We start from the raw sequence: 24840 nt of genomic DNA, 5'->3' as shown, positions 1-24840 counted from the left end.
GGGCCGTCACGCCCCCGCGAGCAGCGCCGCCGCATCGTCCTTCAGCCGCCGCGTGAGCGCCGCGTCGTCGCGGGCCCCGCGCGCCACCTCCGCCGCGTCCCGCGCCTCGCCCAGGCGGACCCGCACCTCGACGTCGTCGAAGCCCGGCAGCGCCGCCTGCAGGAGCGGCGCCAGCGTGGTGATCCCGCGGCGCTCGGCCCACCGCGTGATGGCCAGCCGCTTCGCCCGCGGCGAGTGCACCCCCGAGACGATCGCCACGGCGGCGCGCCCTCCCGCCGCCGCGGCCGCGCGCAGCAGCGCCCCGGCGCTCGGCTGCCACGCCGCGAGCAGCGCGTCGCCCTGCCCCGCGAACGCCGGATCCGCCTCGATGCGCCCCGCGGGGAAGTGCAGCAGCGCGCCCCCGCGGCGCAGGTGCCGCAGCGCGCGGCGCACGCCGGCCGACCGCGCCGCGAGCGCGATCGCGCCGCCCTCGTCGATCGGCACGAAGAGCAGCCGCCGGCTCACGTGGGGCAGCGCCCGCAGGAACCGCCGCTCGGCCGCGACGATCATGAGGTCTTCCCGGCCGAGCGCTGCCATGAGCGCGAGCGCGTCGTAGGCGCCGGGGTGATTCGACACGACGAGCAGCGCCCCGCGCGACGGCGGCGCCGCGTCGGCCGTCCAGCGCGCCCCGAAGCCGGCGAGCGCCTCCCGCGCCGCGACGTGGAGCCCCGCCTCGCCGGTGCGCCGATCGAAGCGCGCGAGCACGCGCCCGAGCGGCCACGAAGGGACGGCGAAGGCCGCGCGCCCGGCCCGGCGCACCCACGCCGGCGCCCCGTCGAGGCCGAGCGCCGCCACCATCTCCGCGCCGGACAGGTTCGCGAGCTCTCGCTCCAGCGGCTCCGTCATGTCCGCGTCTTACTCCGTGTCGATGCCACCTCGCCAGCACAGGCGCTCCGCCCGCCCGACATCGTCCAGCGCGATGGGGCGCGTCCTCTCTCGCCTCTCTGGCGCCTGTCGGGTTTGCGTCGGGGCGCACCGCCTCTGTATGAAGGGGGCATGAACGCCACGCTCCCTGCCCTGGAGGACGCGATCGGCCGCGGCGACGCGGCTGCGCGCCCTCGGCGGACGCTCGCGGATCTCCCGGGGCCGCCGGGCTTGCCTGTGCTTGGCCATCTGCTCGCGCTCCACCCCGACCGCTGGCACCTCGAGTTCGAGCGGTGGTGGCGCGCCCATGGAGACCTGTTCGTCGTGCGGATGGGCCGGCAGCCGGTCCTCGTCGTCGTGGACGGCGAGCTCGTGCGCGACGTGCTCCAGCGCCGCCCCGCGGTGTTCCGGCGGGTGCGCGCCATCGAGGCCGTGTCGCGCGAGGCGGACATGGTCGGGCTGTTCTCGGCGGACGGCGACGTGTGGCGGAAGCAGCGGCAGCTCATCCACCCGACGTTCCATCCGAGGCATGTCGAGGGCTTCTTCCCGAGCATCCGCGACATCACGGGCCGGCTGCGCGAGCTCTGGGCGCGGGCGGCCGACGAGCGCGCCGCCCGCGACGTGCTCGGCGATCTCATGCGTTACTCGGTCGACGTCACCTCGTCGGTCGCCTTCGGCCGCGATCTCAACACGCTCGAGCGCGGGGCGGACGCGCTCCAGGAGCACCTCCAGCGCGTGTTCCTCGGGCTCAACCGGCGGATGCTCGCGCCGCTGCCCTACTGGCGCTACCTGGGCCTGCCCGCCGACCGCGCCTACGACCGCGCCCTGGTCGCGGTGAAGCGGCTCATCCTCGAGCTCGTGACCGCCGCGCGGCGCGAGATCGAGGGCGGCGCGGAGCGGCCCGCGCGCCCGCGGACGCTGCTGGAGCTGATGATCGCCGCGCGGGACGGCGAGGACCCGAGGGCGCGCCTCTCGGACGCCGAGGTCTACGCGAACGTGCTCACGATGCTGCTCGCGGGCGAGGACACCACCGCGAACACCCTCGCGTGGATCCTCTATTACCTGGGCTCGCGCCCCGACGTGCAGGCGCGCGCCCGCGAGGAGGTCGATCGCGTGCTCGGCGGCGGGCTGATCCCGACGCTGGAGCAGTGCAAGCGCCTCGAGTACACGGCCGCCGTCACGCAGGAGACGCTGCGCCTGCGCTCCGCCGCGCCGCTGCTCTTCCTCGAGGCGAACCACGACACCGCGGTGGGCGACGTGGCCGTGCCCGCCGGCGCCGGCGTCGTGGCGCTCACGCGCGCGACGGGGAGGAAGCCCGAGTATTTCGGCGATCCGGAGTCGTTTCGCCCCGAGCGCTGGCTCGGGGGCGCGCCGTCGACGCTGCCCCACGAGCCGAGGATGGCGCTCGCGTTCGGCGGCGGGCCGCGCGTCTGCCCGGGGCGCGCGATGGCGCTCCTGGAGTGCGCGGTGACGGTCGGCATGGTGCTCCGGAGCTTCACGGTGCACCTCGCGGATCACACAGCGCCGGTGCGGGAGCGGATGGCGTTCGCGATGCAGCCGGAGGGGCTGCGCATCCGTTTCACGAGGCGCGCCAGCGCGTGAGATCACGAGGCGCGCAAGCGCGTGAGATCACGAGGCGCGCAAGCGCGTGAGATCGCGAGGCGCCCGCGCGCGTGGCGGGCGTGCGCGGGCGCTCCGGCTCACTGCACCTTGGCGAGGGCCGCGTCGTAATCGGGCTCCTGCGCGATCTCCGGGACGAGCTCGACGTGGAGCACCTTGTTCTGCTCGTCGAGCACGAGGACCGAGCGCGCGAGCAGGCCGGCGAGCGGCCCGTCGACGAGCGTGACGCCGTACTTCTGGCCGAAATCTCCCCGGAACGTCGACAGGCCTTCCGCGTTCGAGATGCCCTCGGACGCGCAGAAGCGGGCGTGCGCGAACGGCAGGTCCGCCGAGATGTTGAGCACCGTCACGCCCGGGAGCTTCTCGGCGCGCTCGTGGAACGTGCGCACGGATCTCGCGCAGACCGAGGTGTCGACGCTCGGGAAGATGTTGAGGATCTTCTTGCCGGCGTACGACGAGAGCTTTCGCTCGGAGAGGTCGGTCTTCACGAGCGTGAAGTCGGGGGCGGTCGCGCCGACGGACGGCAGCTCGCCGGTGGTGTGGATGGGGCTTCCCTTGAACTTGGTCTCAGCCATGGTCGCGTCCTCCTCTGTGCTCTGTGCAGCTGTGCGGCAGCGCCTCTCGTAGGCGCGCCGAGGGCGGACGCCAAGCAGAACCAGCCAGGCTGCCCCGGCCGGAGCTCCGCTCGGCTGGCGCGCGGCGCTGCGCTGGCCGGGCGGTCTTGCCCGGGCGAGCGTCGCGCGATCGTCGCGCGATCGTCGATCGTTTGCGCGCGGACGAGCGCGCGATCAGCGGAGGGGCGAGCGATGGACCAGAGGAAACGGCTCCACCTCGCCGTCATCGGGGTTCGTGGAGTCCCTGCTGTACCCGATCTCCTGTTCGGCCGTCGTGATGACGAAGGGGCCCCCGATCTCCTCTGGCTCCACCCTGTCTTCGTAGTCCTCGGTGGTGTCGCCCCTGCCCGAAGTCGCCGAGGCGACGTACTGCTCGGCGATCTGCTCGGCGAGCTCGTCGACCACCTCCGTGGGGCCGTCGCCCGGGTCGGGGATGAACGCATCTCGGCTCTCCGCGCGACCGGCGCTCCTGCGCGCCGCCTCCATGAAATCATGGCTGTGGTTCCTGCCCATGGCCCGCAGGGAGCTGTCTCGCTTGGTCTGCATGGATGATCTCCTCGCTCGGCGGCGCGCTCTCACGCGCTCTCACGCGCTCTCGGCGCCGCCGCCCTTCCGCTGTTCTGATGGCGAGAGATGCACCGCGTGTACCATGACGCTGGATGGCCGATCCGCGCGCGCCACGGCGAGCGGATGGGACCGGCGCTCGCTCCCTGCGAGGTGCGCGCTGCGCTGGGGCCTAGAATGCGTGGTGCGTCGTGCCACAGCGGTCGCGATGGGCCGGTGGCACGATGCCCCGGCCCCGCGCCGCCCTTACCAGTCGAGCTCTTCGCGGATGGCCTCCGCGAGCTGCTGGGCCATGAGCGCGTTCGTCTTGACGCTCGGGTGGTAGTCGCAGCCGAGTCCGTTCGTCGCGCCGTCCTGCGCAGGGAACTCGAGGACGCGCACCTTGTCGTCGCCGCTCTCGTTCCGGTCCTCCACCACCTGGCCGATGTAGGAGCGCGCCCTGGTGAGCGCCTGGGCGCCTTCCGGGTACGAGTCGCTCAGCATGGGCCCGATGGTGCAGAAGATGAACGCGTCCGGATAGTTCGTCCTGACCGTCTCGACGAGGCCCGCGTAGGCCTCCGTGAACGGCCCGCGGAAATGGGCGTCGCCCGGGACGTTGATGCTGAAGTCGTTCGTGCCCAGGTTGATCACCACGACCTGCGGCACCCAGGACGAGAAGTCCCATGCGGGCTGCGCCTCGTCGGCGATCGTCCGGCCGTAGATCTCGGGCATCGTGGGCGCGACTTCACCGTCGTAGTTCCGGTACACGCCTCTGCCGGACCAGGCGACGATCGTGGTGTCGGCCCCGACCAGCCGGCCTGTCAGGGCGCTGTAGGCGAGGTAGTTGTTCTCCGTATCGCTCGTGAACGGGCAAGTCTCGTTGGCGCCGTCGACGCCGTAGCCGGCGGAGATCGAGTCGCCGATCACCTCGATCCGGCGCGCGGGCGCCGCCGGGACCGGCAGGAGCGCCTCGCCCTGCTCCGGGACGAACTCCAGGAACTGCGACACGCCGACCAGCGGCTCGGTGCGGCGGTGGAGCACGAGGTCGTGCTCGCCGTCGGGCAGCCCTTCTGCGACCGTGTAGAGATCCTCCTCGCTGTTGACCTTGATGAAGCCCTTCGCCTCGCCGTCGATCACCACCTGGAAGAAGTTGGATTGCGCCGCGGTCGACTCGTCGTTGAAGCGGACGCCGATCGACGTCCCCGAGAACCGCGTGACGATCGCGCTGCCGGCCCAGGAGAAGCGGGGGCCCTCCGCCTTCGTCGTATCGAAGCGCCCGATGAAGCGGATGGTGTCGCCGGAGGGGTCTGCGCCGCCCGCGCCGCTCGCGCTCGACGAGGCCGTGCCGGGGTCCGCGCCACCGCCGCCGTCGCCGCCTCCGCCGCCGTCGCCCGTGCCGCCGTCGCCGCCCGTGCCGGAGGCGCTGCTCGAGGTGGGTGAGCCACCGCCCGAGCCCGTCGTTCCAGTTGTTGCATTCGAGTCGTCGTCACCGCAGCCGGCCAGCGCCGACCAGGCGATGCAGCAGATGGAAGCGAGCCTGGGGAGATTGGAGTAAGCTTGTCGTTTCATGCGCGCGAGGATGCTCTAGGTCCGTGGCGCGGACAACTCGAATCTCCTCCTGCGCGCAGGGGCAGACACCGCAGCGCGGGCGTCGAGCTGCGGAGATCGGTTGATCTCAGTTCCAGGTCCTGTCCTGGCTCTGGTACCTGGACCGCCTGCTGTCCTCGGCGGGGGAGCGCTCGTGGCCCTGGCCTTGCGAGGCGCGCACGTCGTCGCGCTCGTGGACGCGGGTCGAGTACCCCTGCGGGAGCTCGTCGCCCATGAAGCGGCCGAACCCGGGCCGGCGCTCCGGGCGATTGTAGATGTCGCCGTATCCGCTGCGTTCCTCGCTGCGGCCGCGGCCCTCGCGCTCCTCGCCGCGGCCCAGGTAGCCGCGACCGTGGTCGCCTCGGCCGTCCTGGTGGCGAGGGGCGTTTCTCACGTCGCCGCCTCGATATCGATCCTGGTCCTCGCCGCGCCCGTAGCCTTGGCCACGATACTGATCCTCGCGGCCCTGGTTGTCGCCTCGGGTGTAGCCGCGGCCCTGGTAGCGCTCTCGGTCCTGGTAATCGTCTCGCCCGTAGTCGCGGCCCTGGTAGCGCTCGCGGCCCTGGTAGTCGTCTCGCGCATGGCCGCGGCCCTGATAGTCGTCTCGCGCATGGCCGCGGCCCCGGTCGTCGTCTCGCCCGTGGTTGTCGCCCTGGTAGCGCCGGCTCTGGCCCTCCTCGTCGCGGCCGTGGTCGTGGCGCCCGTAGGCGCCGCGGCCCTGGTCCTCGTCCGGTCCGGAGAATCCGCGGCCCGCGTCGCGGCCGTAATAGCCGCGGTTCTCATCGCGCCAGCCGCGGTTCTCGTCGCGCCAGCCGCGGTTCTCGTCGCGCCCTCGCTGCACGGAGCCGAACCCTCTTCGCTCGTCCTCGGCACCCCGCCCGCTGAAGTGATCGTCGCGCCCGCCGATCCCCTCCCACGAGGGGCTGTCCTGTCCGTAGGCGCGGCGCTCCTCGGGCTCACGGTAGCCGCGCGCGCCGGCGCCCCCCTGCTCCTGCCAGCGCCTCTCGGAGCCGCCGCGCTCGTCCCGCGCCTGCTGGCCGCCCGCCCTCCACGGGTCTCTCCCATCTCCCCGCCCTTGCTGACCGTACGGCCGCGGCAGCTGGCCCAGCTCTCCCTGCCGGCTGCCGCCGCTCTGGTTCGCGTAGTTGCCGCGGCTGTACGACCCTCGCTCGAACGCGTCGCGGTCCCCCTCGTGACCGCGGAATCCGCGCTGATCGTCGTCCCGCGGCGCGCGCCACCGCTCGTCCCGGGGACGCCAGTCGTCGCGCGGCCCCTCGTCCCGGAAATCCCGGCCCTCGTAGCGATCTCGTGCCATCTCGCTCTCCCTCTGGGTGCTGGTGAACAACTCGCGAGCCGCACGGAGGCGGTCACCTCCGCGAGCAGCGGGCCCACCCGTTTCCACCTGTTCAGCTTCAGCAGCTTCAACAACTTCAGCAACCGACGTGCCCAGTTGAAACCCTGTCGAGGGGAGAGGCGCGCCAGCGCCCCGACAGACGGCTTCTCGGCCGGATCGCGCCGCCGCGTGACAATGCGCCACACGCTGGGGCAAGCTGTCACGCAGGCGCGGCTCGTGTCATCGAGGACGAGCTCGCCGGGCCGGCTCAGCGGCCCAGTTCGGAGCCGGGGCAGGGAAGCAGGGAAGATGAGCGCCGCCGGCAGCGGCGCTCACCCAGCGCTCAGTAGCGCGTCTCGCAGGGGTGCTGATCGGCGAACGCCTTCACGGCGGTCTTGTTGGACGACCACGAGAAGTCCCGATCGGTGATCGACCACGAGAGCGCGCCCGCATACCCCATGTTGTAGAGGTCGCCAACGAACTTGTCGTAGCGCACGTCCATCTCCGCCATGTTGATCGGGAACTCCCCCATGACGACCGGCTTGTCCGTGAGGCCGTACTCGGAGAGGGGCTTGTTGTACGGGAAGTAGTCGTTGACCCAGCCGTACATGTGGACCTGGTAGAAGTCGACGTCCGAGCGCGTCCACGCCTGACCCCACTTGATGGCGGCGCTGCCGACGCTCACGGGCGCGCCGGTCTCTCCCCTCAGCACGGCGGCCGATTCCTTGGCGAGCGCCTCCATCTGCTGGTGTGTGACGAGATCGAACTTGCTGGAGTCCCCCTCGAACGCCGGGTCGCCGCCGTAGAGGCTCGGCCCGGTCATCGCCCACTCGGGCTCGTTGATGACATCCCAGGCCAGCATCCGGTCGCGGTGCGGGCTCGACGCCACCGTCCGGGCGATGGGGCGGACGACGTTCTCGATGAGCTTGGCGCGCCGGCCCGCGTCCGCGACGAGGGGCCCCATGCTCGCGACCGACAGGCCGTTCGGCGGGTTGTGCGATGTCTTGTAGAAGCCATCGAAGGAGAACAGCGTGAACATCACGTTGACCTGCGCCTGGTCCGCGAGCTCGAGCGCCGCCAGGATGTCCTGCGTCGAGGTGCCGCCGAGCCCGGTCGGGTTGCCCTGTCCGTCGAAGTTGATCTGGTCCCCGTAGAAGCGGGGGTAGATCCACCAGCGGACCACGTCCACGCCGTTGGCGCGCATGTCCTGCAGGTCGGCGAGCACCTGGCTCTTCTTGCCCGAGATGCCCGTCTGGCTCCACTTGGACTGACCGCCGAAATCGGCGCCGAAGTCGCGCCAGGCGTAGTTCACGCCGTACATGAAGCGAAGGCGGCAGGCGATCTCGACCCCTGCCTCGAACGGACATTCGTCCTCGCCGGCGCCGGCGCATTCGCCGGGCTCTCCCCCGCTGCCGGTGCTGCTGCCGGCCACGGGATCGCCGCTGCCCGTGCTCGCGGGCCCGCCGGTGGGCTCGCCGGAGCCCGTGGATGAGCCCGCGCCCGCGCCGGAGCTCGCGGGTGTTCCGGCGCCCGCGCCCGAGCTCGCAGGTGTCCCGGCGCCCGAGGAGTTGCTCCCGGCGGGGCCGCTGTCCCCCGCTTCGCCGCCGGCGCCGCCCTCGCCGCCGCCGTCCGATCCGTCGCCACAGCCGAATCCAGCCACGGAGAGCTGGAGAACCCCGACAAGAAGAAGCCAGTTGCGCATGCCCGATTATCACCAGAAACACGCGCCGGACCAGCCCGAACTCTTAATCGGTTCAGTGACTCACTGCGCAACGTTCTGCTCTTGCTACAAGATCGTGGTCTCAGCGGCCCTGATGAATATCACGTGAGCTTCGAAGGGCACCCGCGGTATCGCCGCTTACCTGGACGGCCCGCGGGGCCTCGGGTGGATCCCCATGTACGCGGCCGCGCTCTTCGCCGAGGGATCGTCCGGGTAGCGCTCGATGAGGTCTTCCGCGAGGCTGCGGGCCTGGCCGATCCGGTCCAGGCGCACGAGCGCCCGCACGCGGAGCAGGCCGCGCTCGGCGGCGCGGGGGCTGTCGCCGAAGTCGCGCGACGCCTCGTCGTCGAGCCGGAGCACCTCCTCGGGGTTGGTCGTCAAGGCGGCGCGCATGCGGTCGATGATGCTGGCCTCGGGGTCGGTGTCCGGCGCCGGCTCCGACTCCTGTGCCGCGGCGCTCACGGTGGCAGCGGCCGGCGGGGGAGCGGGAGGGACGACGGGCGCCTCGTCGCGGCGCTGCGGCTCACGGGCCACGCGGGACTCGGCGCTCGGCGGGCGCGCGTTCGGCGCGGGGCGCTCGTCGCGACCCACGAAGAGGAAGGCTGCCGCGGCGAGCGCGGCGACGGGGAGGCCGATGAGCAGCGCGCGGCGAGCGCCGGACGGTCGGGGGGCGTCCACGGCGGCGAACGTAGCGCGGAGGAGCGGCCGGCGGTAGCGCTCGGAGCCAGCGGCGAGCGAAGGAAGGGGAGAGCCGCAGAGGTGCGATGGCAGCCGCTGTCAGCGCGACCTCGGGCTGGCCCACGTCGAGGCGTTTCTCGCGCGACTGGCGACCGACCAGCACGTCAGCGCCTCGACGCAGAGCCAGGCCCTCGCCGCCATCACAGCATTGGGGCGTTGCAGCGCAGCGCCGGTGCGTGGGATTTCTCGTGAGGGAAGGCACAGAAAGCGACGAGCTGGACAGACCTGGCCTAACGGCTTCGGTTGGCCGATCGATGGATAGTTAGCCAAACTAACCGTATGGACGCTTGGTCAAGGCGCGGATCCCCACTCTACCTGCTCCTTCTGCACGCGAACTTCCTCGACGAGCCGCCGGAGCGGCGGCATGCGTTCGCGCGGCAGTTCCTGGATGCGGTGACGTCTCTCCCCGATCGCGAGCTTGGCTACTGGCTCAACGGATCGTGGCGCGAGCAGCTGACGGCGGCATGGATCATCGCGGCCCGTCGGCTCGCGACGTTTCGAGGCGTGATCGGAGAGAGACTGCTCGCCAGCGCGACCTGCTATGCGGGACAGGGCTTCTCTGTCGCGACCGCGCGCTACGAGGATCACCCTGCATCCGATGCGCTGGCGCTCTATCTCCAGTCGTACTTGCCGGTCGGTGATCGCGAGTACGATCAAGAGTGGGCTGTGGGATCCTTGGTATGGCTCGACGCTCGCCTGGCCGCGAATCGCGCGGTGCCCTTTCTGAAGGCTCCTGAGCTCTGGAAAGTATCCGAGCACGGCCGGGAGTTGGGTGCCCTGGATCCATCAGCCGTCAGTACACGGCCGTGAGCATGGGCAGCGCCTCGTACCGGAGGCCAATGTTTGACGTGATCGCGGGATCCTCGCTCTGGAACGTACGGAGCTCGGCCTCGTCGCGGACGGCAACGATGCCGACGCCCCATCCGCCCGCCGGATCGGCGACGGGTCCGAAGGCGATCACGTGGCCCTCGGCGAGCTTGCCGCGCCAGTATTTGCCGTGCGCCTGCATGACCGCGCGCTCATCCGCCGTCATGTCCTGCATGAAGGTCGGGCGCGACGGGAGCAGCCGACAGAGAAAGAACCGCGGCTCCGGTTGCGGCGCGACGTGGTTCGTGAGCCAACCCAGGACACGCTCCCAACCTGCCGCGTGGCTCTCGCACGATGCCACACGGGCGCCGAATCCAGCGTGCCGGACCGTGAGGCGCGTACCCGTCTCGATGGCGTCGAGGAGATAGGAGACCGTCGTCGGCGGCGCGTCCGCATCCCATGACGGTTCCCATGTCTGGACGAGCCTTCGAGGCGGATCGAGCTCGAGAACCCTGCCGCCGACATGGAACGGTTTCCCGTCTGCCCCCACGCCATCGGTCCGCCAGGCCCCTCCGGCGCGAAGGTCGATCGTGAAGGCGGTCGTGCGATACAGCTCCGCAGAACCCCACCACTTCGTCAGCTCGTCGGTCGTCAGCGCGCGGAAGACGCGCTCCGGCGGCGCGGCGATCTCGATGCGAGCGAGGATCGTCCCTTGCGCGACATCGGCGATCGAACGGGCTCGGATGCTCTTGGCTGTCATGTATCCTCCAGGTAACGCTTCAGCGACTCGAGATTGCGGCCCCAGAACGCGCGGTAGCCCTCGAGCCATGCCATCGCCTTCTGCAGCGGCGCGGGTCGCAGCGTGTACAAGCGCTCGCGCCCGACCTTCTCCTCGGTCACCAGCCGCGATGCCTTGAGCACGCGGAGGTGCTTCGAGATCGCGGGGCGGCTCTGAGAGAAGTCGGCCGCGATCTCGTTCACCGGGGCAGGACCCGCGCGCAGACGATCGAGGATCGCGCGACGGGTTGGATCGGCGATGACAAAGAACACATCGATGTCGGCTTTCGCGGGGGCCATATAGGTAACCGTTGGGTTACCAGTATCGCGGTGGTCTGGGCTTGTCAAGCGCGTCGAAGAGCCCCCGCATGCCGGTCGTGCGCTGCGCAACGTCGGCAGAGCTGCCCGCTGCGCTCGCACCCCCCGCGCCCGTGGACGGCCGTGGGCAGCGCCGCCGCGCGCCGCAGGCCGTTGGACGGGCGGCGACCACTCCTCTACTCTATCGATCGCAGCGACTCATGCCGGAAGACCTGGACGTTCAGTACGTGGAGGGATTCGTCGCGGATCCAGCGGCCATGTTCGACATGGCGGAGCGGAATCTCTCGTGGGATGACCGGATGCATTCACGTCGAACCGCCTCGTGCGGGGTGGCGTACAACTACTCGGGCATCTCTTACCCGGACTGCGAGATGCCGCCCTTCGTGCAGGACCCCGCGGCCCGCCTCGCCGGCGTGGTGGGGCATTTGATCAACAACTGCCTCGCCAACTTCTATGCCGACGGGACGGCGAAGATTGGTTTCCACTCGGATTCCAGCGCCGGCGTCGTGGCTGGGACGACGACCTCGATCCTGTCGCTGGGCGCCCCTCGCGTCCTCACCTTCCGCCGGAGCCGTCGCCGGGACGAGAGGCACGACATGGCCCTGGCGCCCGGCTCGCTCCTGATCATGCGCGCCAGCGTTCAGGAGGGGTGGCAACATGCGGTCCTCGCCGTCGAGGCCGCGGGCCCGCGGATCAGCCTCACATTCCGATTCCTGTCTCGGTGAACGTGGCGAGCTTCCCTGGTAAGCTCGTGGCCGTTGCCCGGACGAGAGTGAGCGATGGCGTCAGCCGCGGGGGCGCGCCCCCGAAGGAGGGAGAGGTGGCGAGAGGACGAACGCAGCGAACCGCGACCGTCGGCGTCGCCGAGCACGGCAACTCGGCGGTGCTCGTCACTCTCGCGCCCGGCGGCGAGCTCCTCGATCGCCGGCGCATCGACCTCACCGAGGGCTTGCCGACGCACCCGCATCACCACGAAGGGTCGTGGGCGGTGGGCCGCTACCTCAACACGCCGGGAGCGCGAGCGCTCTCGCTCGCCGACGCCGTGGCGCTCGTCGAACGCGTGCGAGCGTCCGCCGCGCGCGGCGCGCGCGAGGGCCTCGAGGCGCTGGCCGCGGCGGTGCCCGTGCCGATCGCGAGCATCGCGATCCGCGTGTGCCCCGAACTCCCGCCGACGACCGAGGAGCGGATCGCCGACAATCGCGCGCAGACCGTCGCCGACTCCGTCATGTATCGCCAGGCCCTCGCGGCCGCGGCCGAAGCGCGCGGCTGGTCCGTGCGCTGGTACGACCGCGAGCGCGTGCTTCGCGACGCTGCAACGGCGCTCGGCCGCGACGACGTGAGCGATCTTCTGTCCGCGATGGGCCGATCGGTCGGTCCGCCCTGGCAGGCCAACCACAAGCTGGCGGCAGCCGCGGCGCTCGCGGCCACAGGGCATCCAGCGCCGCGGGAAGCCACCGGATAGTTTCGGAGCCGTTCCCAGAGCTTGCGATGCAAGCGCTGACCCGGCTGATCACCGCTCAGAAAGAGCAGGTCGACCGGTGACGACCAAGAAGGCCAACCCGCCGCCGAGCAACAGGGGAATCGATGCCGCGAATGTGTTACACGCTCCCTCTGGCCGGACACGCCAGATGATCGAGACGGAATGGTTGGTATGTACTCGGACCCATCCCATGCTCCGCTTCCTGCTCGGACTCGGTCCGAAAGAGCTGCGGATTGCGGACATCAAGACGTTTCCGGCGTGCAGGGGGAGCGACCGCAAGATGCGGCTGTTCGCCTGTGAATGTTATCACCGCGTGCGCGCCCTGCTCCCCGATGAGCTCGCAGAAGCGGCAGTGGAAACTGCGAGCCGCCACGCCGATGGCCTGGCCACGCTGGAGGAGCTTCAGGCAGCCGAGGCTCTGGTCCGGCAGGCGCTCGACTCTCTGGAGGGTAGGTGGCGGGCGTCCCATGGGGCCGAACGTATCTCGCTCCAACCGACGCACGACGCACTGGCCCTGAGCTTTCAGGTGGTTCGGCCGCAGGCTCCGAAGGCCGCGTACTACGCCTCGTCCAACGCTCATCTGGCAGCTGCTGCCATGGCCAATCCTGGCGCCGCGTCTGGGGATGCTTCATTCACCGCCAGCAGCGCCGCGGAAGAGCACGCCCAGGCCGAGCTGCTCCGCGACATCTTTGGCAACCCGCTCCGCGCGGTGGCGTTCGACCCGGGCTGGCGGACCTCGACGGCCGTCGCGCTGGCCCGACAGATGTACGAGAGCCGCGTTTTCGGGCCGATGCCGATCCTGGCCGACGCCCTGCTGGAGGCCGGGTGCGAGGACGCCGACGTGCTCGGCCACTGCCGTGGCGAGGCGCCGCACGTCCGCGGCTGCTGGGTGATCGATCTGCTGCTGGGGAAGGAATAGGCTGAGCCTGACTCATGGCTGCTGCCGATGGTCGGGCTCTGCCCGGCCGCGGCAGGTCCGCCCGGCCAGCGGGCCGAGTGGGGGCGTTGCGCGGCGGCGAGGATCTGCGTACCGTTGCGCGAAGGAGGAGCATGACGGTCTCGCTGGGCATCAAGCACCACGACAGCGGCGCCTTCGACGTCGTGCCCATCGCCACGAACGACTACTTCAAGCGTCGCTGGCTGCCCGCGTGCGCTCATCTCGGCCTGCGATACGTCTCGCACTTCCACGACGGGGCGCTCTCCACGGTTTCCCCCGACGATCTCCCGGACATCGTCGCGGAGCTCGAGATTTTGCGGACGTGGGCGACAGCGAACGACGCGTTCATGGTCGAGAGGATCGACGGCGTGCTTCGGGCGCTGCACGCGTTGGACCCAACGTCCTGCGAAATTGACTTCGGCTGATGAGACGGCGCGCGCCATCATCGTCGACGACGACGAGCTGAAGATGGAACACGATTTCGCCGTGTATCCCGATGGCAAGCCTGAATCCTACGTGGACTGTGGCCGATCGCAGGGAGCGGCGCGAACGTAGAAGCTCCGCCCGATTCCATCTTGTTTGGCCGCCAACAATCAGAAACCAGGAGAGAGTACGTCATGCAGGATGAACAAGCGGCGGCTCCAGACGACACGGCGGTTCGGGTCGCCTTGTGGCGGGCGCTGCACGTGGAAGCCGACGCGCCGCCGTACGTGTTCGAAGACGACGTCGGCTTGAAGCTGGCGGCTCCGGACGACGGCTGGCGCGGCCGTCCGGACATGAGCCCATTCACGCGGCCCTTCCGCGCATCCATCCTGGCCCGCGCCCGCTTCGTCGAAGATCTCGTCGCGGAACAGGCTGCCCGTGGCGTCGGGCAGTACGTCATCCTGGGCGCGGGCCTCGACACCTTCGCCCAGCGTCGGCCGGAGCTTGCCTCCCGCCTGCTCGTGTTCGAGATCGATCGGCCCAGCCCCCAGGCATGGAAGCGCCAGCGCCTCATCGACCTCGGCCTCGGCGTCCCATCGTTCCTGCGGCTCGTTCCGGTCGACTTCGAGGCAGGGGACGCGTGGTGGGAGCGGCTGGCGGCGTCGGGCTTCGACTCGGGGCGGCCGGCGGTGGTGGCGTCCACCGGTGTCAGCATGTACCTGACCAGGGACGCCATCGCGGCGACGCTGCGCCAGGTCGCGGCGCTCGCACCGGGCTCCACGCTCGCCGTGTCGTTCATGCTCCCGATCGAGCTGGCGGATCCCGAGGTGCGCCCCGGGATCGAGCGCGCGGCAGCGGGGGCCAGAGCCAACGGCACGCCGTTCATCAGCTTCTTCACCCCGGCAGAGATGCTGGCGCTGGCCCGAGATGCGGGCTTCAGAGAGGTCCAGCACGTATCGGCCGCCGCGCTTGCCCAGCGCTACTTCGCGGGCAGGACGGATGGCCTTCGTCCGCCGAACAATTCAGAGGAGCTGCTGGTGGCGACGACCTGAATCAGGCCGTCGAACCAGTCGTTGGACCGATCCGAGTTGCATCTACTTCACCATCCGGAAGCTCGCGTGCCGTAGCCAGGAGCGCGCGAGCGCCGCGTCTCCGTAGTGGGAGCGCGCCGTAACGAACAGCACGCCCGTGACCCCACCTGGATTCTCGACCCTGACGGGCTTGTCGTCTTCAAGGCCGTCCAGCTGTGGACCGATCGCCAGCGGCCCACCGAAGTCGATAACTCCACCTTCCGCCTCGACCAGGTCGATGCACAACCTGGCAAGCAATCGATGGTCCTGGTCGTCGTTGCACATCGCGGCGAATGAAACGACGTCTTCTGGCGACCATCCGAGCACCTCCGGGAGGCCCGCCTCGAGGACCTCGGAGATCGCCTCGGGATATTCGGGCCCAACGGTCAGGATGAACCGGCGTCGGTCAACCCAGAAGTCGTCCCCACGAACCTCATCGGCGATGCGCGAGATTCCACTTCGAAGCGCGGCGACTCGCTCCACGCTCATCTTCGACGGCAGCAACACGGACGCCACGGGACCGGCCATTCCCGGAGCGTACGCTCTCGCTCCATGGCGGTCCACCGAGGCGTCGCATCCGCCGAGCTTCGAGGCTTCGTCCGTCGTCCTGAGGAGTGCTATCTTGGTCGAACATGGGCAGGTGGCGCCGGACGGCCTCCGGTGAACGGAGGACCCCTCGTGTCGCGGGCGCCGCCGTCGTGGCGCTCGCCGCGCTGCTGTTCGCGCCCGCGGCCGGCGTGCGCGGCGATCCGCTGCCGCCGCTACCGGGACCCGCGCCGCAGGGGAGACCGCAGGGCTTCTCCGCGCGCATCGAGAACCAGCGTTGCGAGGCCTGCCACGAGGACATCGCGGCCGAGTGGCGCGCCTCGCTGCACCGGCAGGCGTTCACGGATCGCGTCTTCCAGAGGTCCTACGCGATCGAGCCGCTGCCCTTCTGCCGTGGCTGCCATGCGCCCGAGGCCGATCCGGCCCACCACCCCGGCGCGGACGCACAAGCGGTGGGCGTGGGGTGCGTCACCTGCCACCTCGTGGCCGGCGAGGTCGTCGCCGCGCGCGGCCGGGACGCGCGCGGCGGCGCGCACGCGGTCCGTGGGGACGCGCGGCTCTCGACCGATGAGGGCTGCGCCCGCTGCCATCAGTTCGATTTTCCGCGAGCGCCCGGCGTCGCCATGCAGGACACCGTGGCCGAGCACCGCTCCGGGCGCTTCGCTGAGCGACCGTGCCGCGATTGCCACATGCCGCTCGCTCAGGGCATCTCGGGGAGACCGCACCGCGATCATCGCTTCTCCGTGGTCGGGGATCCGGCCGTGCTGCGCTCCGCGATCGACGCGAGCGCGTCGCGGAGCGGCGCGAACGCCATCGAGGTGAGCGCGCGCGTTGTCGCGGCGGGGCACGCCGTCCCCACGGGCGATATGTTCCGCCGGCTCGAGGTCCGCGCCTCGGCCGTCGATGCGAAGGGCGCGACCGTGGCCACCGCCGCGCCTGTGATCCTCGAGCGGGGGTTCTCCGTGCGCCCGATCGAAGGAGGCATCGAGCGCGTCCCGGCCGGCGATACGCGCCTTCCCGCCTCGGGGGCGCCGCGCGTCCTGCGGCTCGTGTTTCCGGCCGCCATCGACGGGCTCGCGGTGCGCTGGGAGGTGGTCTATCAGCGCATGGGCGCCGCGATGGGCGCGGCCTTCGGCGTCGACCCGGCCGCGGACGAGGTGGTCCTCGCCGCGGGCACGCTGGGCAAGCTGGGCGCGCGCCCGGTCGTCATCGGCCGACCAGCGCCCGCTCCGGTACCATGAGCGCCCGCATGCGAACCCATCGCCTTCCCGCCCTCCTGCTGCTTGCGCCTTTCTTCGCCGCTGCTTGCCGGCCCGCGCCGCCTCCCGCGACGGCGCGCGCCGAGATCGCCGTGCTGCCGAAGCCCCCCGTCGTGGCCACGCCCCCGGCGGCCGCGCCCGGGCCTTCGCCGCTCGTCAGCGTGAAGACCCAGGCGCGCGTGCCTGAAGGGTTCGTGCTCGACGGCGACGTGGCGGAGTGGGGCTCGCTGGTCCCGCCGCCGCCACGTCCTGCGCGGCCCGCGCGAGGGGAGGGCGCGCTTCCGCCGCCCTCGACCAGCGCGATGGATGCGCCTTCGCACGTCGCCCTGGTGCTCTCCAGCGCGGGCGTCACCCTCGCGGCCGAGCTCGACGAGGGGTCACGGGACGGGATCTGGCTGGGGCTCGGCTTCGGCGCGCCGGAGCTGCCGCCCATCGGCTATTTCCAGCGCGGGGGCGGGGTGATGCCGCTCAACTGCGAGACCGACATGGGCGGCGAGCCGCTCCCGGCCGACGTGCAGAAGGCCTGCCAGGAAACGCTGGCCCGGCATGACGCGTTCATCGCCGGCTACGAGGCGCGCTTCGTGCGGTTCTTCCGGCTGGATCGCGGCGGCCTCTCGGGGATGGGCGAGGACGGGAAGGGACGCCCGATCGAGGGCGCGAAGGCGGCGGTGAAGGCCGGCGACGGGAGGCTCACCATCGAGGCCACGCTGCCGACCTCGGCGCTGCCCCGCGCCTCGTCGGCGCCCATCGACAGCATGCGGCTCTTCGCGCGGGCGGCGGACGCGCCGCGCCCGCCGGCGCCGGCGGACGAGGAGTGGGTCTGGCGGGAGATCCCGGAGCCGGTGAGCTACGAGCCCTTCGCAAACCTCCGCGCCCTGGCGTTCCAGTCGCCGGAGCCGCTCGGCCCCATCCCCATGTCGTACCGGCCGGGAGATCCGTTCGAGCTCGAGATCATCCGCTATGCGTCGGGCTCGGACGGTACCGCGCTGGAGCCCGAGCGCCAGGGACTCTACACCCCGATATCCACGATAGGAGATGTCGAGATCGGCGAGCTCTTCATGCGGCAGCCTGCCCTCGCCATCCTGCGCAAGGGCGAGATCGTCGACACCATCCAGACCTACGGTGCGCCGACGGGCATCGTGAGGCGCAACAAGGAGCTTCACCTGTTCTTCTACGAACAGTACACGTCGACGGACATCTGGGCCGAGAGCGCGGACTGGCAGGTCATCGGCGTCAAGCCGAGCGGCGAGTACACCGAGCTCCTCGAAGGGGCCGCGGACAATGGTCCCTGGGCCAAGGACGTCGAGGAGTTCCATTCGACGCGCTTCGACCGCTTCGGGATCCGCGGTACGCCGTGGCGCCAGGACGCCGAGGGCGAAGCGCCGCGCGCCGTGGAGATCACGTGGCGCTACGACGCGACGACGGGGATGTACCGGCCGAGCTCGCGCGCGCTGCCCGCGACGAAGTCGAAGAAGGCGCGGTGAGGCGGAGAGCGCGCGCGACCGGCTGGAACGGCGGCGACTGCCGTCAGGGTTGGAAGGGTCTACCCGATGGCGCCGCACAGCATGTGGGCCTTGTCGCGCAGGACCGATCCGTGCGACTTTCATGGGGGAGGTCATCCAGGACGACGATCTAGACAGACCTGGTCCCGCCGCTTCGGTTGACCAATCGACCGATACTGGAACGACGACCCCGGGCGTCACGTGGTCGTGCTGGTGGCTAGGAATGGAGTGCCTCGGTGAAGATCGCGAAGCCCTTACGGGTTCTGATGTCCGCGCTGCTCGCAGGCGGCACCGCAGGGGCCGTCGGAGGGGGTCTCTATTCGCGCATCGCGGTCTTGTCGGCCGTTGCGGCCGTGGTCGCGTTCGTGCCCGCATGGTTTCTATGGGGCGGTGTCGTCGACCACCTCGATCTATGGCTTCGCCGCCGAACGCGCGACGCAATGTGGCTGCTCACGCGCGAAGGGCAGGCGTGGTTGTCATCGACGGAAGGAACCGCATGGTGTAACAGGCGTGACAAGACGGAACGCCAGGAGGGGCAGCGCGATGACCACGATGCCGGCTAACTCTACTGCGGGAAGTTGCCCCGGATCAGCAGAAAAACCGCCAAGCCGCCAAGGACGCCAAGGGGAGAGGGGAAAGCTGGCCGTCCGGGCATCCCCCCCCCCTGTTCCCCGGTTTTCTTGGCGTCTTATGGCGTCTTGGCGGTTCGCTTCTCAGGGCGACCTCCCGCAGTAGTGTTAGGGTCTCATATGGCGCTTGTCGCGATGGATGGCTCGAGCCGCCGTATACCGAGCACAGCTCAGAAGAGCTGTTCGAAGTGCTGGAGTCACTCATACGACGCCTTCACCTCGAGGCGCCGCACGGGCCCGCGAGGGGAGAAGGTGTCTGACCCCTTCGTCGAGCGGACGCCTGACGGCGCCGGTGATGTCCAAGGTTCGGCCACAGAGGGCGTCGCGGGGGGACGCTTGAACTACAGATCGGTGACCGCATGGTGTTCGCACACCACCTGTTCGCGGACGCCGGCCCGAACAACGGCGGCTACCTTCGGCGGGTATATCCTGACGTAGAGGACCGGGGGGCGCGTGTTGCCCCTGCGGCGCGACGCGCCGGCGCGTCGTGTACCCTGACCTCGCGCCGACCGAGGGCTCAGGCGGCTACCAGGGCTTTCTTCCCGGTGTCACGCCGACGCCGGCGCGCTTGCCGGTCGGCCACCTCCGGGAGCCAGTTCGCGCCCGATTTCCGCGGGTCTGCATGCGCGCTCACGGACGGGCGACGCCCGGCGCGGCCGCCGGCGGTGGAGAGCACGACCCATCGCCGGCGCGCGGTGGGAGCGCCGGTGCGATCCTCGCCCCGATGGATCGACGCCGCGTCGCGGCGTTGGCACACAAGGACGAAGCTCGTCGACGGGTGTGCCAGGCTCTGACCCTCGTGTCATGAGGGGCTCCGGCGGCGCGTCCACGCACCGCGGCACGGACGGCGCGAGCTCCTCGACAAACCCGCCGGACCCGCAAGGGCCGACCTGTCTCCAGGGCACCGACACCGACGCGTTACAATTTCGCCTTGAACGGTACGTTATTTGCAATGGGCGTGAAGCGGAAAGGTTGCGCTTCATGTCCAATCAGCTGCCGTCGTCTTCCTCTGCTCGATCATGGTCGTCCCGCACGCGAGCCGTCTCGCTGCTCGCCCTGCTTGCCCTCCCGTCTGCCGTCCTCTCGGCGGGGTGCGCTGACAAGCCGGACAACATCTACAACTACTATTACACGAACGGGGAGGGCGGCGCTGGCGGCGCGGGCGACGCCGGTGCTGGTGGCGGGGGCGCCGGCGGCGCGCCCGTGCCGTACCCGGGGGCGCCGGTCGTGGACACCGAGGTGGCCGAGCATGCGCTCGACGTCTTCGGCACCGTCGGCAACCGCTACTGGTTCGCCGTCTCGGAAGAGCAGCTCGAGATGATGAACGAAGGGCTCGGCGGCATCGGGGGCCCCATCAAGAGGGACGCATTCGGGGACATCTACTCACCGAGCGGGGAGGACACCACCTTCGCGGAACATCTGTGGGTGACGACGGCCGGCGACGAGGGCAAGACGGCCGACTACGGCAAGGTCCAGGTGGGGGTCGCCGGCCAGTCGACGCAGCGGCCCTGGACGAAGCGCACCATCCCCAACCTCAACATCGACGCCGACGAGTTCGTCGAGAAGCAACGGCTCGGCGGCTTCGAGCACGTGCGCTTCAACAACGGCCAGGTCGGCAGCATCTTCCGCGAGCGCCTCACGCTCGATCTCTATACCCGCCTCGATTATCCGGCTCCCCTGACCAACTACGCCTGGCTGTCGAGCAACGTCTGGGGCGCGGAGGTGGCGATCCCCTACATCGTTGTCGAGCGCTACAAGAAGTCGTTCTGCACCCGCCTCGAGAGCAAGTTCGGCGGCGGCTGCGTCAACATGTGGGAGTTCGCCGGAGACTTCGCCGGCAACATTCCGGGAGGCGGCGGGATCCCGCTCCCCGTCGACGTGGTGCCGTTCGGCGGGAGCGCCTTCGACGATTCAGAGAACTGCCAGCTCAAGGAGTGTGACAACACCCGCGCGAAGGAGCTCGAGGAGCTGATCGCCGCGACGCCCCCTGGCGAGGGCTTCAAGGCCGCGCTCGAGGGCTGGATCGACTGGCCGGCGTTCCACCGGTTCCAGTGCCTGTCGTGGGTGCTCGCCACCGGCGACGACGCGCTCCACAACAGCAACAACGTCGTGCTGGTCGAGCGGGCCGATGGTCTGTTCCAGTACCTGCCGTACTCGGTCGACATCAGCCTGGGGCAGAGCTGGTATCCGGTGGTGCCGCTGGCCGGCACGAACACGCTGGCGCGCGGGTGCCAGAGCGAGCCGGCCTGCTGGGCCGACACGATCGCGGCGTGCGAGGAGGTGATCGAGGAGTTCGCGGCGCTGGACCCGAACGCGGTGCTGAAGGGTCTCTACGAGCAGCTGTCGGACGAGGGCATGCTCCGCTCGGGCGACGAGCAGCGATACAAGGAGCTGGACGCCTGGCTCACCCAGCAGCTCGAGGTCCTGCCGGTGGAGCTGGAGAGGAACCGCGAGCAGCCGCAGCTCTGCATGCCTCCCCAGATCGATTGCGGCGGCTACTGCGGCTTTCCCCAGGAGTGCGGCTTCTGCCCTCCTCCCCTGGTCGATTGCGGCGGCTACTGCGACTATCCCAAGGCGTGCGGCGGCGGCGTCGGAGCGGGCGGCGGAGACGCGGGCGCCGGAGCGGGCGGCGGCGAAGCGCCTGTCGGAGCGGGCGGCGGCGACGCAGGCGCCGGAGCGGGTGGCGGCGAAGCGCCTGTCGGAGCGGGCGGCGGCGCCGCGGGTGCGGGCGGCGCCGGCGGTAAAGCAGCGGACTGACGCCGGCTGAACCCCGAGGGAGGGGGCTCCGCCGTGGAGCTCCCTCTCAGGGCGAAGCCTCGAACAGGCACCGCGTGATCGGGATGCCGACGTCCTCCCAGACGTACAGGTAGTATTTCGTGCCCGGGACGAGCTCCTCCGGGCTCCCCTCCGCAGGATAGCCCTGCTTCGTGCCCGGTGGGACCTCGCCGTAGGTGATACCGCTCTTGACGGGCGCGGCGCTCGAGGGCACGTCGAGCCGCCAGATCGTCCCCTCGGGCAGGTCGAGGTTGGGCGGAGCGCCCGGGTTCTCGGCGTTCGCCGACAGGACGTAGACGTAGCGGGCGTCGCCGCCGCTCCACGTGATCTTGCCTGCGGCGTCCACGCCTTCCCCTGCCGCGCAGTCGCCTGGCACGTAGAGGCTCTGTTCATGGAGCGGCCCGCCGAACGGCGTCTCGTCCGCGAAATCCTCCTTCGTGAATCCGCGTCGCAGGAGCTCGCCCTCGAAGAACGCGACCATGCGCGCCGGGTCCGTGGAGGGCAGCCCGCTGACGTCACGGGAGAAGCCGTTGTTCTGGTCCTGCGGGTACGCGCCGAGCGCCGCCGAGGAGACCCATCCAGCCGCCAGCGCGAGGCCCGTTGGATAGAAGCTGTCGGTCCAGACCGGTCCGGCCTCGATGTACCAGTTCGACGGCCCCGAGGCCGGCGCGGCCTTCTCCGAGTGGCAGCACACGCACCCGCACGCCTCGGTCTGCTCCGTGACCCAGGCGAGCTCGCCGAGCCATTCTGGATCGGAGAGGCGTGGATCGTCGCTCGGCGTCTTGTAATCGGAGGGGGGCGCCGGCCAGTACGGGCGCTGCGTGAGGACCGGCTCGCACGAGGCGTAGTCGGTGAACACGCGGCCGGGCTCGGTGCAGCCCGAGATCGCGCCGAACGTGCAGACCTTCCCGCCGCTCTGCCCTGCCGGCTCGCCGGCCTTCGGGTCGACGCAGACCTGCTCGGGCCACTGGAAGACGGCGCCGCCCGTGCCCACGCCGCCGCCGGGCTCCTCGCCCGCGCCCTCGCAGGCGTCGGGCTCGAACCGGCCCCCGCCGAACATCTCGCAGCCGCGCTGGGTCGAGGCGCACTGGCTCGTGTCGCCGCCGGGGAGGACGAGGCTGACCTCGTCGTCGGTCCCGCCGCCGAGCACGCATCGGCCGAGCGTCTCTGGATAGACGCAGCTCTCGCCCCCGGTGAACGTGGAGCCCTGGAGCGCCTTGCAGTCGGCCTCCGCGGCCTCGGCGGTCCAGCCTGCGCCTGTGTACTCACGGCACTCCTCGGCCTGGCTGAAGGCGCTCGTGTAGACGCAACGACCGGGCGACCCGGAGGCCCCTGGAGCCCCCGATGCGGCGTCTTCCTCGGTCCCCTGGCAGGCGCCCAGCCCTCCCAGGGCCGAGACGAGGAGCGCTGCGCCCAGCATCACGTGCGGTGAACGGAGGAGCTCTTGCTTCACGGTCGAATCTCCTGAACGTCGCCTTCGGACGACGTTGATTGTGATCTGTCCCACATATCTTCCCGGCGAGCGTTCGTCGGTATACCGTTTGTTCATGGTTGTTCAACTGTCGTCCAATCTTTTTGTGTGAACTATGTGTGCAAGAGCACGTTATTGCTCATGGCGCCATTCGCTTGGAGGAGGCGGAGGCGTGTCCAGGGGCGCTGGACCGCGCCCGTGCGGGGATCAGGCGGCGACGAGGCTCCTCACCGGAGCGCGCCGAGGCCGAGCGAGATGCAGGGCTCCCCGTCGCGCAGCGAGATCCCCGCCAGCTGCTTCTCGGGCGGGTACATGTACCCGAACAGCATGCACATCTCGTTGTCCCCGTAGCCGAACGTGAGATCGTGGTCCGACGTGTTCCGGAACTTGCACGCGTACCGGAGGGAGTCGCCTTCGCCGAGCGCGAGCGCCGGCCGGTAGACCTCGATGTCGCTCTCCAGATCGAACGCCCCGCCCTCGTACACGCGCGCCTCGCCGCCGTCCGCGCGCACGACGTCGACGTCGAAGGCATCGGCGTAACGGTGTGTGTGCGGCATCAGAGAGACGATGTTCCCGCCGAACGTCGAGCACGTCGTGCCGATGCTCCGCGTGGCGCGCGGCGGGACGAGGAAGTCGTTGACGCTCAAGACGAACGGCGCGAGCTCTTCCGTCCGCTCCGAGAGAGGCATGGTGAAGAAGTCGTAGGCGATCTCGACGACCGCGGGCTCGGGCGACGTGTTGAGCAGGTGGACGTTCGCCGCGATCTCGCGGGACGTATTGAGTGTGAAGCCCATCCCCTCCGGGAAGACGAGCGTCTCCTCGCCGACGACCTGCGTGGAGCTCGCGAAGAGGACGTCCGGGATGGCCGCCGGCAGCGTACCGAAGGGATCGTCGGCGCCGGGATGACAGCCCGGGTAGGGGTTCGGCCCGAACGATGGATTGACCGGCTTGGCGATCACGTTGCTGTGATGCAGCCCGGCCGTCGCATAGACGCGCGCCGCGTGGACGGTCGTGCTCTCGATCGCGGGGAAAGGCCATGACACGCAGAAGGTCGCCTCCTCGCCGGGCGCCATGAGCCGCGGCGGGGCGATGATCCTGAAGCCGCTGCGCGGCGGCTCCGGCAGCGCGAGCCGGGTGAGCTCGGCGCCGAAGGCGACCACGTTGTCCCGGTCAACCCGCTCTTCAGGCTCGTAGCGGGCGGCGGGCTGGACGCACCGCCCGCGAAAGCGCTCCTCGCCAGGAGAGCACGCCTCCGGCGACGACGGCTCGACGCCCGCGCAGGCAGGGAGAAGCAGAATCCACAGGAGACCCGTCGAACGTGCGCTGTCCCTCGGGACATAGCGAGTTTTGGGATGTTGCATCACAAAGCATCTGCGGCCGACAGCCTCTCACCGGAAGCCTCGACTGTGGATCTCCCCTTCAGAGGGAGGGCGCCCTCGCGCGGCCAGGGCGGAGCCCGCGGCGAAGAGGACGCTCCCGGCACAACCGAGGACGGCGCGGGCTGATGCGGTCCATCCGCGGCTGCCGTCGACGGGCGGCGGTCGGCGCGGCGGCTGGTCCGCCACCACCGGCGCTCGCTCCGCCAGCAGCAGCGGCCGCTCGCCGGCACGCGGCCGCTTCGCCCAGCGCAGAGCCCACCGGAGCGTCCCGCCCACCTGTCCTCCGGCCGTGGCCGAAGGGCCGCCTACGTGGACACCCTGTTCACCCGGCTCAACGCTGTGCGCAACAAGGGGGTGACGTGGTCGTCGCGGATCGTCTAGCATCCCCGTGCCGAGGGGCAGCGCGCCC

23 protein-coding genes and 1 pseudogene are annotated in these 24840 nt (G+C 70.5%); 12 read left to right on the top strand and 12 right to left on the bottom strand.

Going from position 1 to position 24840, the window contains the following annotated elements:
- Positions 1-6: 6 nt before the first annotated feature.
- Positions 7-885 carry a 1-acyl-sn-glycerol-3-phosphate acyltransferase gene (locus WMF45_RS31945; RefSeq protein ID WP_437708823.1) on the bottom strand — a complete coding sequence of 293 codons (879 nt, stop codon included), beginning with the start codon at positions 883-885 and terminating at the stop codon, positions 7-9.
- A 150-nt stretch (positions 886-1035) separates the two neighbouring features.
- Here WMF45_RS31945 and WMF45_RS31940 point away from each other — a divergent pair, with 150 nt between their 5' ends.
- The gene (locus WMF45_RS31940; RefSeq protein ID WP_437708822.1) at positions 1036-2505 is read left to right on the top strand and encodes a cytochrome P450; all 1470 of its coding nucleotides are present in this window, start codon (positions 1036-1038) and stop codon (positions 2503-2505) included.
- A 98-nt stretch (positions 2506-2603) separates the two neighbouring features.
- Here the strand turns inward: WMF45_RS31940 and tpx are convergent, their stop codons facing one another.
- From tpx to WMF45_RS31910, 6 genes are all read right to left on the bottom strand, one after another.
- Positions 2604-3098 (bottom strand): thiol peroxidase, encoded by a 495-nt coding sequence (gene tpx, locus WMF45_RS31935; protein ID WP_437708821.1) that lies wholly within the window; start codon positions 3096-3098, stop codon positions 2604-2606.
- A gap of 213 nt (positions 3099-3311) precedes the next feature.
- A complete protein-coding gene (locus tag WMF45_RS31930; protein ID WP_437708820.1) occupies positions 3312-3683 on the bottom strand; it encodes a hypothetical protein in 372 nt (123 codons plus the stop codon).
- A 264-nt stretch (positions 3684-3947) separates the two neighbouring features.
- Positions 3948-5249, bottom strand: coding sequence for an SGNH/GDSL hydrolase family protein (locus WMF45_RS31925; protein WP_437708819.1), 1302 nt, complete (start codon positions 5247-5249; stop codon positions 3948-3950).
- A 106-nt stretch (positions 5250-5355) separates the two neighbouring features.
- Positions 5356-6582 (bottom strand): hypothetical protein, encoded by a 1227-nt coding sequence (locus WMF45_RS31920; RefSeq protein WP_437708818.1) that lies wholly within the window; start codon positions 6580-6582, stop codon positions 5356-5358.
- Positions 6583-6943: 361 nt separating this feature from the next.
- Entirely contained in the window at positions 6944-8302 is a 1359-nt protein-coding gene (locus tag WMF45_RS31915; RefSeq protein ID WP_437708817.1) for an endo-1,4-beta-glucanase, read from the bottom strand.
- A gap of 156 nt (positions 8303-8458) precedes the next feature.
- Positions 8459-8998 (bottom strand): tetratricopeptide repeat protein, encoded by a 540-nt coding sequence (locus WMF45_RS31910; RefSeq protein ID WP_437708816.1) that lies wholly within the window; start codon positions 8996-8998, stop codon positions 8459-8461.
- Between the two features lie 106 nt (positions 8999-9104).
- On the opposite strand from WMF45_RS31910, the pseudogene WMF45_RS31905 reads away from it, so the two are divergent.
- Together WMF45_RS31905 and WMF45_RS31900 are read left to right on the top strand one after the other, a co-directional pair.
- A pseudogene (locus WMF45_RS31905) lies at positions 9105-9320 on the top strand (phage integrase N-terminal SAM-like domain-containing protein); the annotation flags it as partial.
- 17 nt (positions 9321-9337) lie between these two features.
- Positions 9338-9868: a DUF6000 family protein gene (locus WMF45_RS31900; RefSeq protein ID WP_437708815.1), complete on the top strand. Its 531-nt coding sequence runs from the start codon at positions 9338-9340 to the stop codon at positions 9866-9868.
- Here WMF45_RS31900 and WMF45_RS31895 read toward each other — a convergent pair.
- Positions 9852-10625, bottom strand: coding sequence for an SRPBCC domain-containing protein (locus tag WMF45_RS31895; RefSeq protein WP_437708814.1), 774 nt, complete (start codon positions 10623-10625; stop codon positions 9852-9854). The genes WMF45_RS31900 and WMF45_RS31895 overlap by 17 nt on opposite strands.
- Positions 10622-10942, bottom strand: a complete 321-nt coding sequence (locus WMF45_RS31890) for an ArsR/SmtB family transcription factor (RefSeq protein ID WP_437275476.1) — start codon at positions 10940-10942, stop codon at positions 10622-10624. Before WMF45_RS31890 ends, WMF45_RS31895 begins: the two co-directional genes overlap by 4 nt.
- A 218-nt stretch (positions 10943-11160) precedes the next feature.
- Between WMF45_RS31890 and WMF45_RS31885 the strand changes: the two genes are divergently transcribed.
- The 5 genes from WMF45_RS31885 (at position 11161) to WMF45_RS31865 (ending at position 14852) form a co-directional block, all read left to right on the top strand.
- Complete coding sequence (locus WMF45_RS31885; RefSeq protein ID WP_437708813.1) at positions 11161-11685, top strand: alpha-ketoglutarate-dependent dioxygenase AlkB; 525 nt, start codon at positions 11161-11163, stop codon at positions 11683-11685.
- A 95-nt stretch (positions 11686-11780) separates the two neighbouring features.
- On the top strand, positions 11781-12422 hold the full coding sequence (locus tag WMF45_RS31880) for a hypothetical protein (protein ID WP_437708812.1): 642 nt from the start codon (positions 11781-11783) through the stop codon (positions 12420-12422).
- A 76-nt stretch (positions 12423-12498) separates the two neighbouring features.
- Positions 12499-13359 carry a hypothetical protein gene (locus tag WMF45_RS31875; RefSeq protein ID WP_437708811.1) on the top strand — a complete coding sequence of 287 codons (861 nt, stop codon included), beginning with the start codon at positions 12499-12501 and terminating at the stop codon, positions 13357-13359.
- A gap of 131 nt (positions 13360-13490) precedes the next feature.
- The gene (locus tag WMF45_RS31870) at positions 13491-13802 is read left to right on the top strand and encodes a hypothetical protein (protein ID WP_437708810.1); all 312 of its coding nucleotides are present in this window, start codon (positions 13491-13493) and stop codon (positions 13800-13802) included.
- Between the two features lie 192 nt (positions 13803-13994).
- Positions 13995-14852 (top strand): class I SAM-dependent methyltransferase, encoded by an 858-nt coding sequence (locus tag WMF45_RS31865; RefSeq protein ID WP_437719601.1) that lies wholly within the window; start codon positions 13995-13997, stop codon positions 14850-14852.
- Positions 14853-14894: 42 nt separating this feature from the next.
- Here the strand turns inward: WMF45_RS31865 and WMF45_RS31860 are convergent, their stop codons facing one another.
- Positions 14895-15398, bottom strand: coding sequence for a DUF6368 family protein (locus WMF45_RS31860; RefSeq protein ID WP_437708809.1), 504 nt, complete (start codon positions 15396-15398; stop codon positions 14895-14897).
- A 104-nt stretch (positions 15399-15502) separates the two neighbouring features.
- Between WMF45_RS31860 and WMF45_RS31855 the strand changes: the two genes are divergently transcribed.
- The 4 genes from WMF45_RS31855 to WMF45_RS31840 all read left to right on the top strand — a co-directional run bounded on the left by WMF45_RS31855 (position 15503) and on the right by WMF45_RS31840 (position 21563).
- Positions 15503-16657 carry a multiheme c-type cytochrome gene (locus tag WMF45_RS31855; RefSeq protein ID WP_437708808.1) on the top strand — a complete coding sequence of 385 codons (1155 nt, stop codon included), beginning with the start codon at positions 15503-15505 and terminating at the stop codon, positions 16655-16657.
- A gap of 8 nt (positions 16658-16665) precedes the next feature.
- Positions 16666-18159, top strand: a complete 1494-nt coding sequence (locus WMF45_RS31850) for a hypothetical protein (protein WP_437708807.1) — start codon at positions 16666-16668, stop codon at positions 18157-18159.
- Positions 18160-18413: 254 nt separating this feature from the next.
- On the top strand, positions 18414-18740 hold the full coding sequence (locus WMF45_RS31845) for a hypothetical protein (protein ID WP_437708806.1): 327 nt from the start codon (positions 18414-18416) through the stop codon (positions 18738-18740).
- A 1047-nt stretch (positions 18741-19787) separates the two neighbouring features.
- Complete coding sequence (locus WMF45_RS31840; RefSeq protein ID WP_437708805.1) at positions 19788-21563, top strand: CotH kinase family protein; 1776 nt, start codon at positions 19788-19790, stop codon at positions 21561-21563.
- Positions 21564-21609: 46 nt separating this feature from the next.
- Here WMF45_RS31840 and WMF45_RS31835 read toward each other — a convergent pair whose 3' ends face one another.
- Entirely contained in the window at positions 21610-23034 is a 1425-nt protein-coding gene (locus WMF45_RS31835; protein WP_437708804.1) for a proteinase inhibitor, read from the bottom strand.
- A gap of 245 nt (positions 23035-23279) precedes the next feature.
- Positions 23280-24413: a hypothetical protein gene (locus WMF45_RS31830; RefSeq protein ID WP_437708803.1), complete on the bottom strand. Its 1134-nt coding sequence runs from the start codon at positions 24411-24413 to the stop codon at positions 23280-23282.
- Positions 24414-24840 lie beyond the last annotated feature (427 nt).

Origin of the sequence: Sorangium sp. So ce448 (genome assembly GCF_051520915.1) — a bacterium.
Taxonomy (GTDB): domain Bacteria; phylum Myxococcota_A; class Polyangia; order Polyangiales; family Polyangiaceae; genus Sorangium; species Sorangium cellulosum_B.
This window is presented reverse-complemented; position numbering and strand designations above follow the sequence as displayed.

Coding starts and splice junctions, on each gene's coding strand:
- WMF45_RS31945 (WP_437708823.1), bottom strand. CDS start 885: ATGACGGAGCCGCTGGAGCGAGAGCTCGCGAACCTGTCCGGCGCGGAG.
- WMF45_RS31940 (WP_437708822.1), top strand. CDS start 1,036: ATGAACGCCACGCTCCCTGCCCTGGAGGACGCGATCGGCCGCGGCGAC.
- tpx (WP_437708821.1), bottom strand. CDS start 3,098: ATGGCTGAGACCAAGTTCAAGGGAAGCCCCATCCACACCACCGGCGAG.
- WMF45_RS31930 (WP_437708820.1), bottom strand. CDS start 3,683: ATGCAGACCAAGCGAGACAGCTCCCTGCGGGCCATGGGCAGGAACCAC.
- WMF45_RS31925 (WP_437708819.1), bottom strand. CDS start 5,249: ATGAAACGACAAGCTTACTCCAATCTCCCCAGGCTCGCTTCCATCTGC.
- WMF45_RS31920 (WP_437708818.1), bottom strand. CDS start 6,582: ATGGCACGAGATCGCTACGAGGGCCGGGATTTCCGGGACGAGGGGCCG.
- WMF45_RS31915 (WP_437708817.1), bottom strand. CDS start 8,302: ATGCGCAACTGGCTTCTTCTTGTCGGGGTTCTCCAGCTCTCCGTGGCT.
- WMF45_RS31900 (WP_437708815.1), top strand. CDS start 9,338: ATGGACGCTTGGTCAAGGCGCGGATCCCCACTCTACCTGCTCCTTCTG.
- WMF45_RS31895 (WP_437708814.1), bottom strand. CDS start 10,625: ATGACAGCCAAGAGCATCCGAGCCCGTTCGATCGCCGATGTCGCGCAA.
- WMF45_RS31890 (WP_437275476.1), bottom strand. CDS start 10,942: ATGGCCCCCGCGAAAGCCGACATCGATGTGTTCTTTGTCATCGCCGAT.
- WMF45_RS31885 (WP_437708813.1), top strand. CDS start 11,161: ATGCCGGAAGACCTGGACGTTCAGTACGTGGAGGGATTCGTCGCGGAT.
- WMF45_RS31870 (WP_437708810.1), top strand. CDS start 13,491: ATGACGGTCTCGCTGGGCATCAAGCACCACGACAGCGGCGCCTTCGAC.
- WMF45_RS31865 (WP_437719601.1), top strand. CDS start 13,995: ATGCAGGATGAACAAGCGGCGGCTCCAGACGACACGGCGGTTCGGGTC.
- WMF45_RS31860 (WP_437708809.1), bottom strand. CDS start 15,398: ATGGCCGGTCCCGTGGCGTCCGTGTTGCTGCCGTCGAAGATGAGCGTG.
- WMF45_RS31855 (WP_437708808.1), top strand. CDS start 15,503: ATGGGCAGGTGGCGCCGGACGGCCTCCGGTGAACGGAGGACCCCTCGT.
- WMF45_RS31850 (WP_437708807.1), top strand. CDS start 16,666: ATGCGAACCCATCGCCTTCCCGCCCTCCTGCTGCTTGCGCCTTTCTTC.
- WMF45_RS31840 (WP_437708805.1), top strand. CDS start 19,788: ATGTCCAATCAGCTGCCGTCGTCTTCCTCTGCTCGATCATGGTCGTCC.
- WMF45_RS31830 (WP_437708803.1), bottom strand. CDS start 24,413: ATGCAACATCCCAAAACTCGCTATGTCCCGAGGGACAGCGCACGTTCG.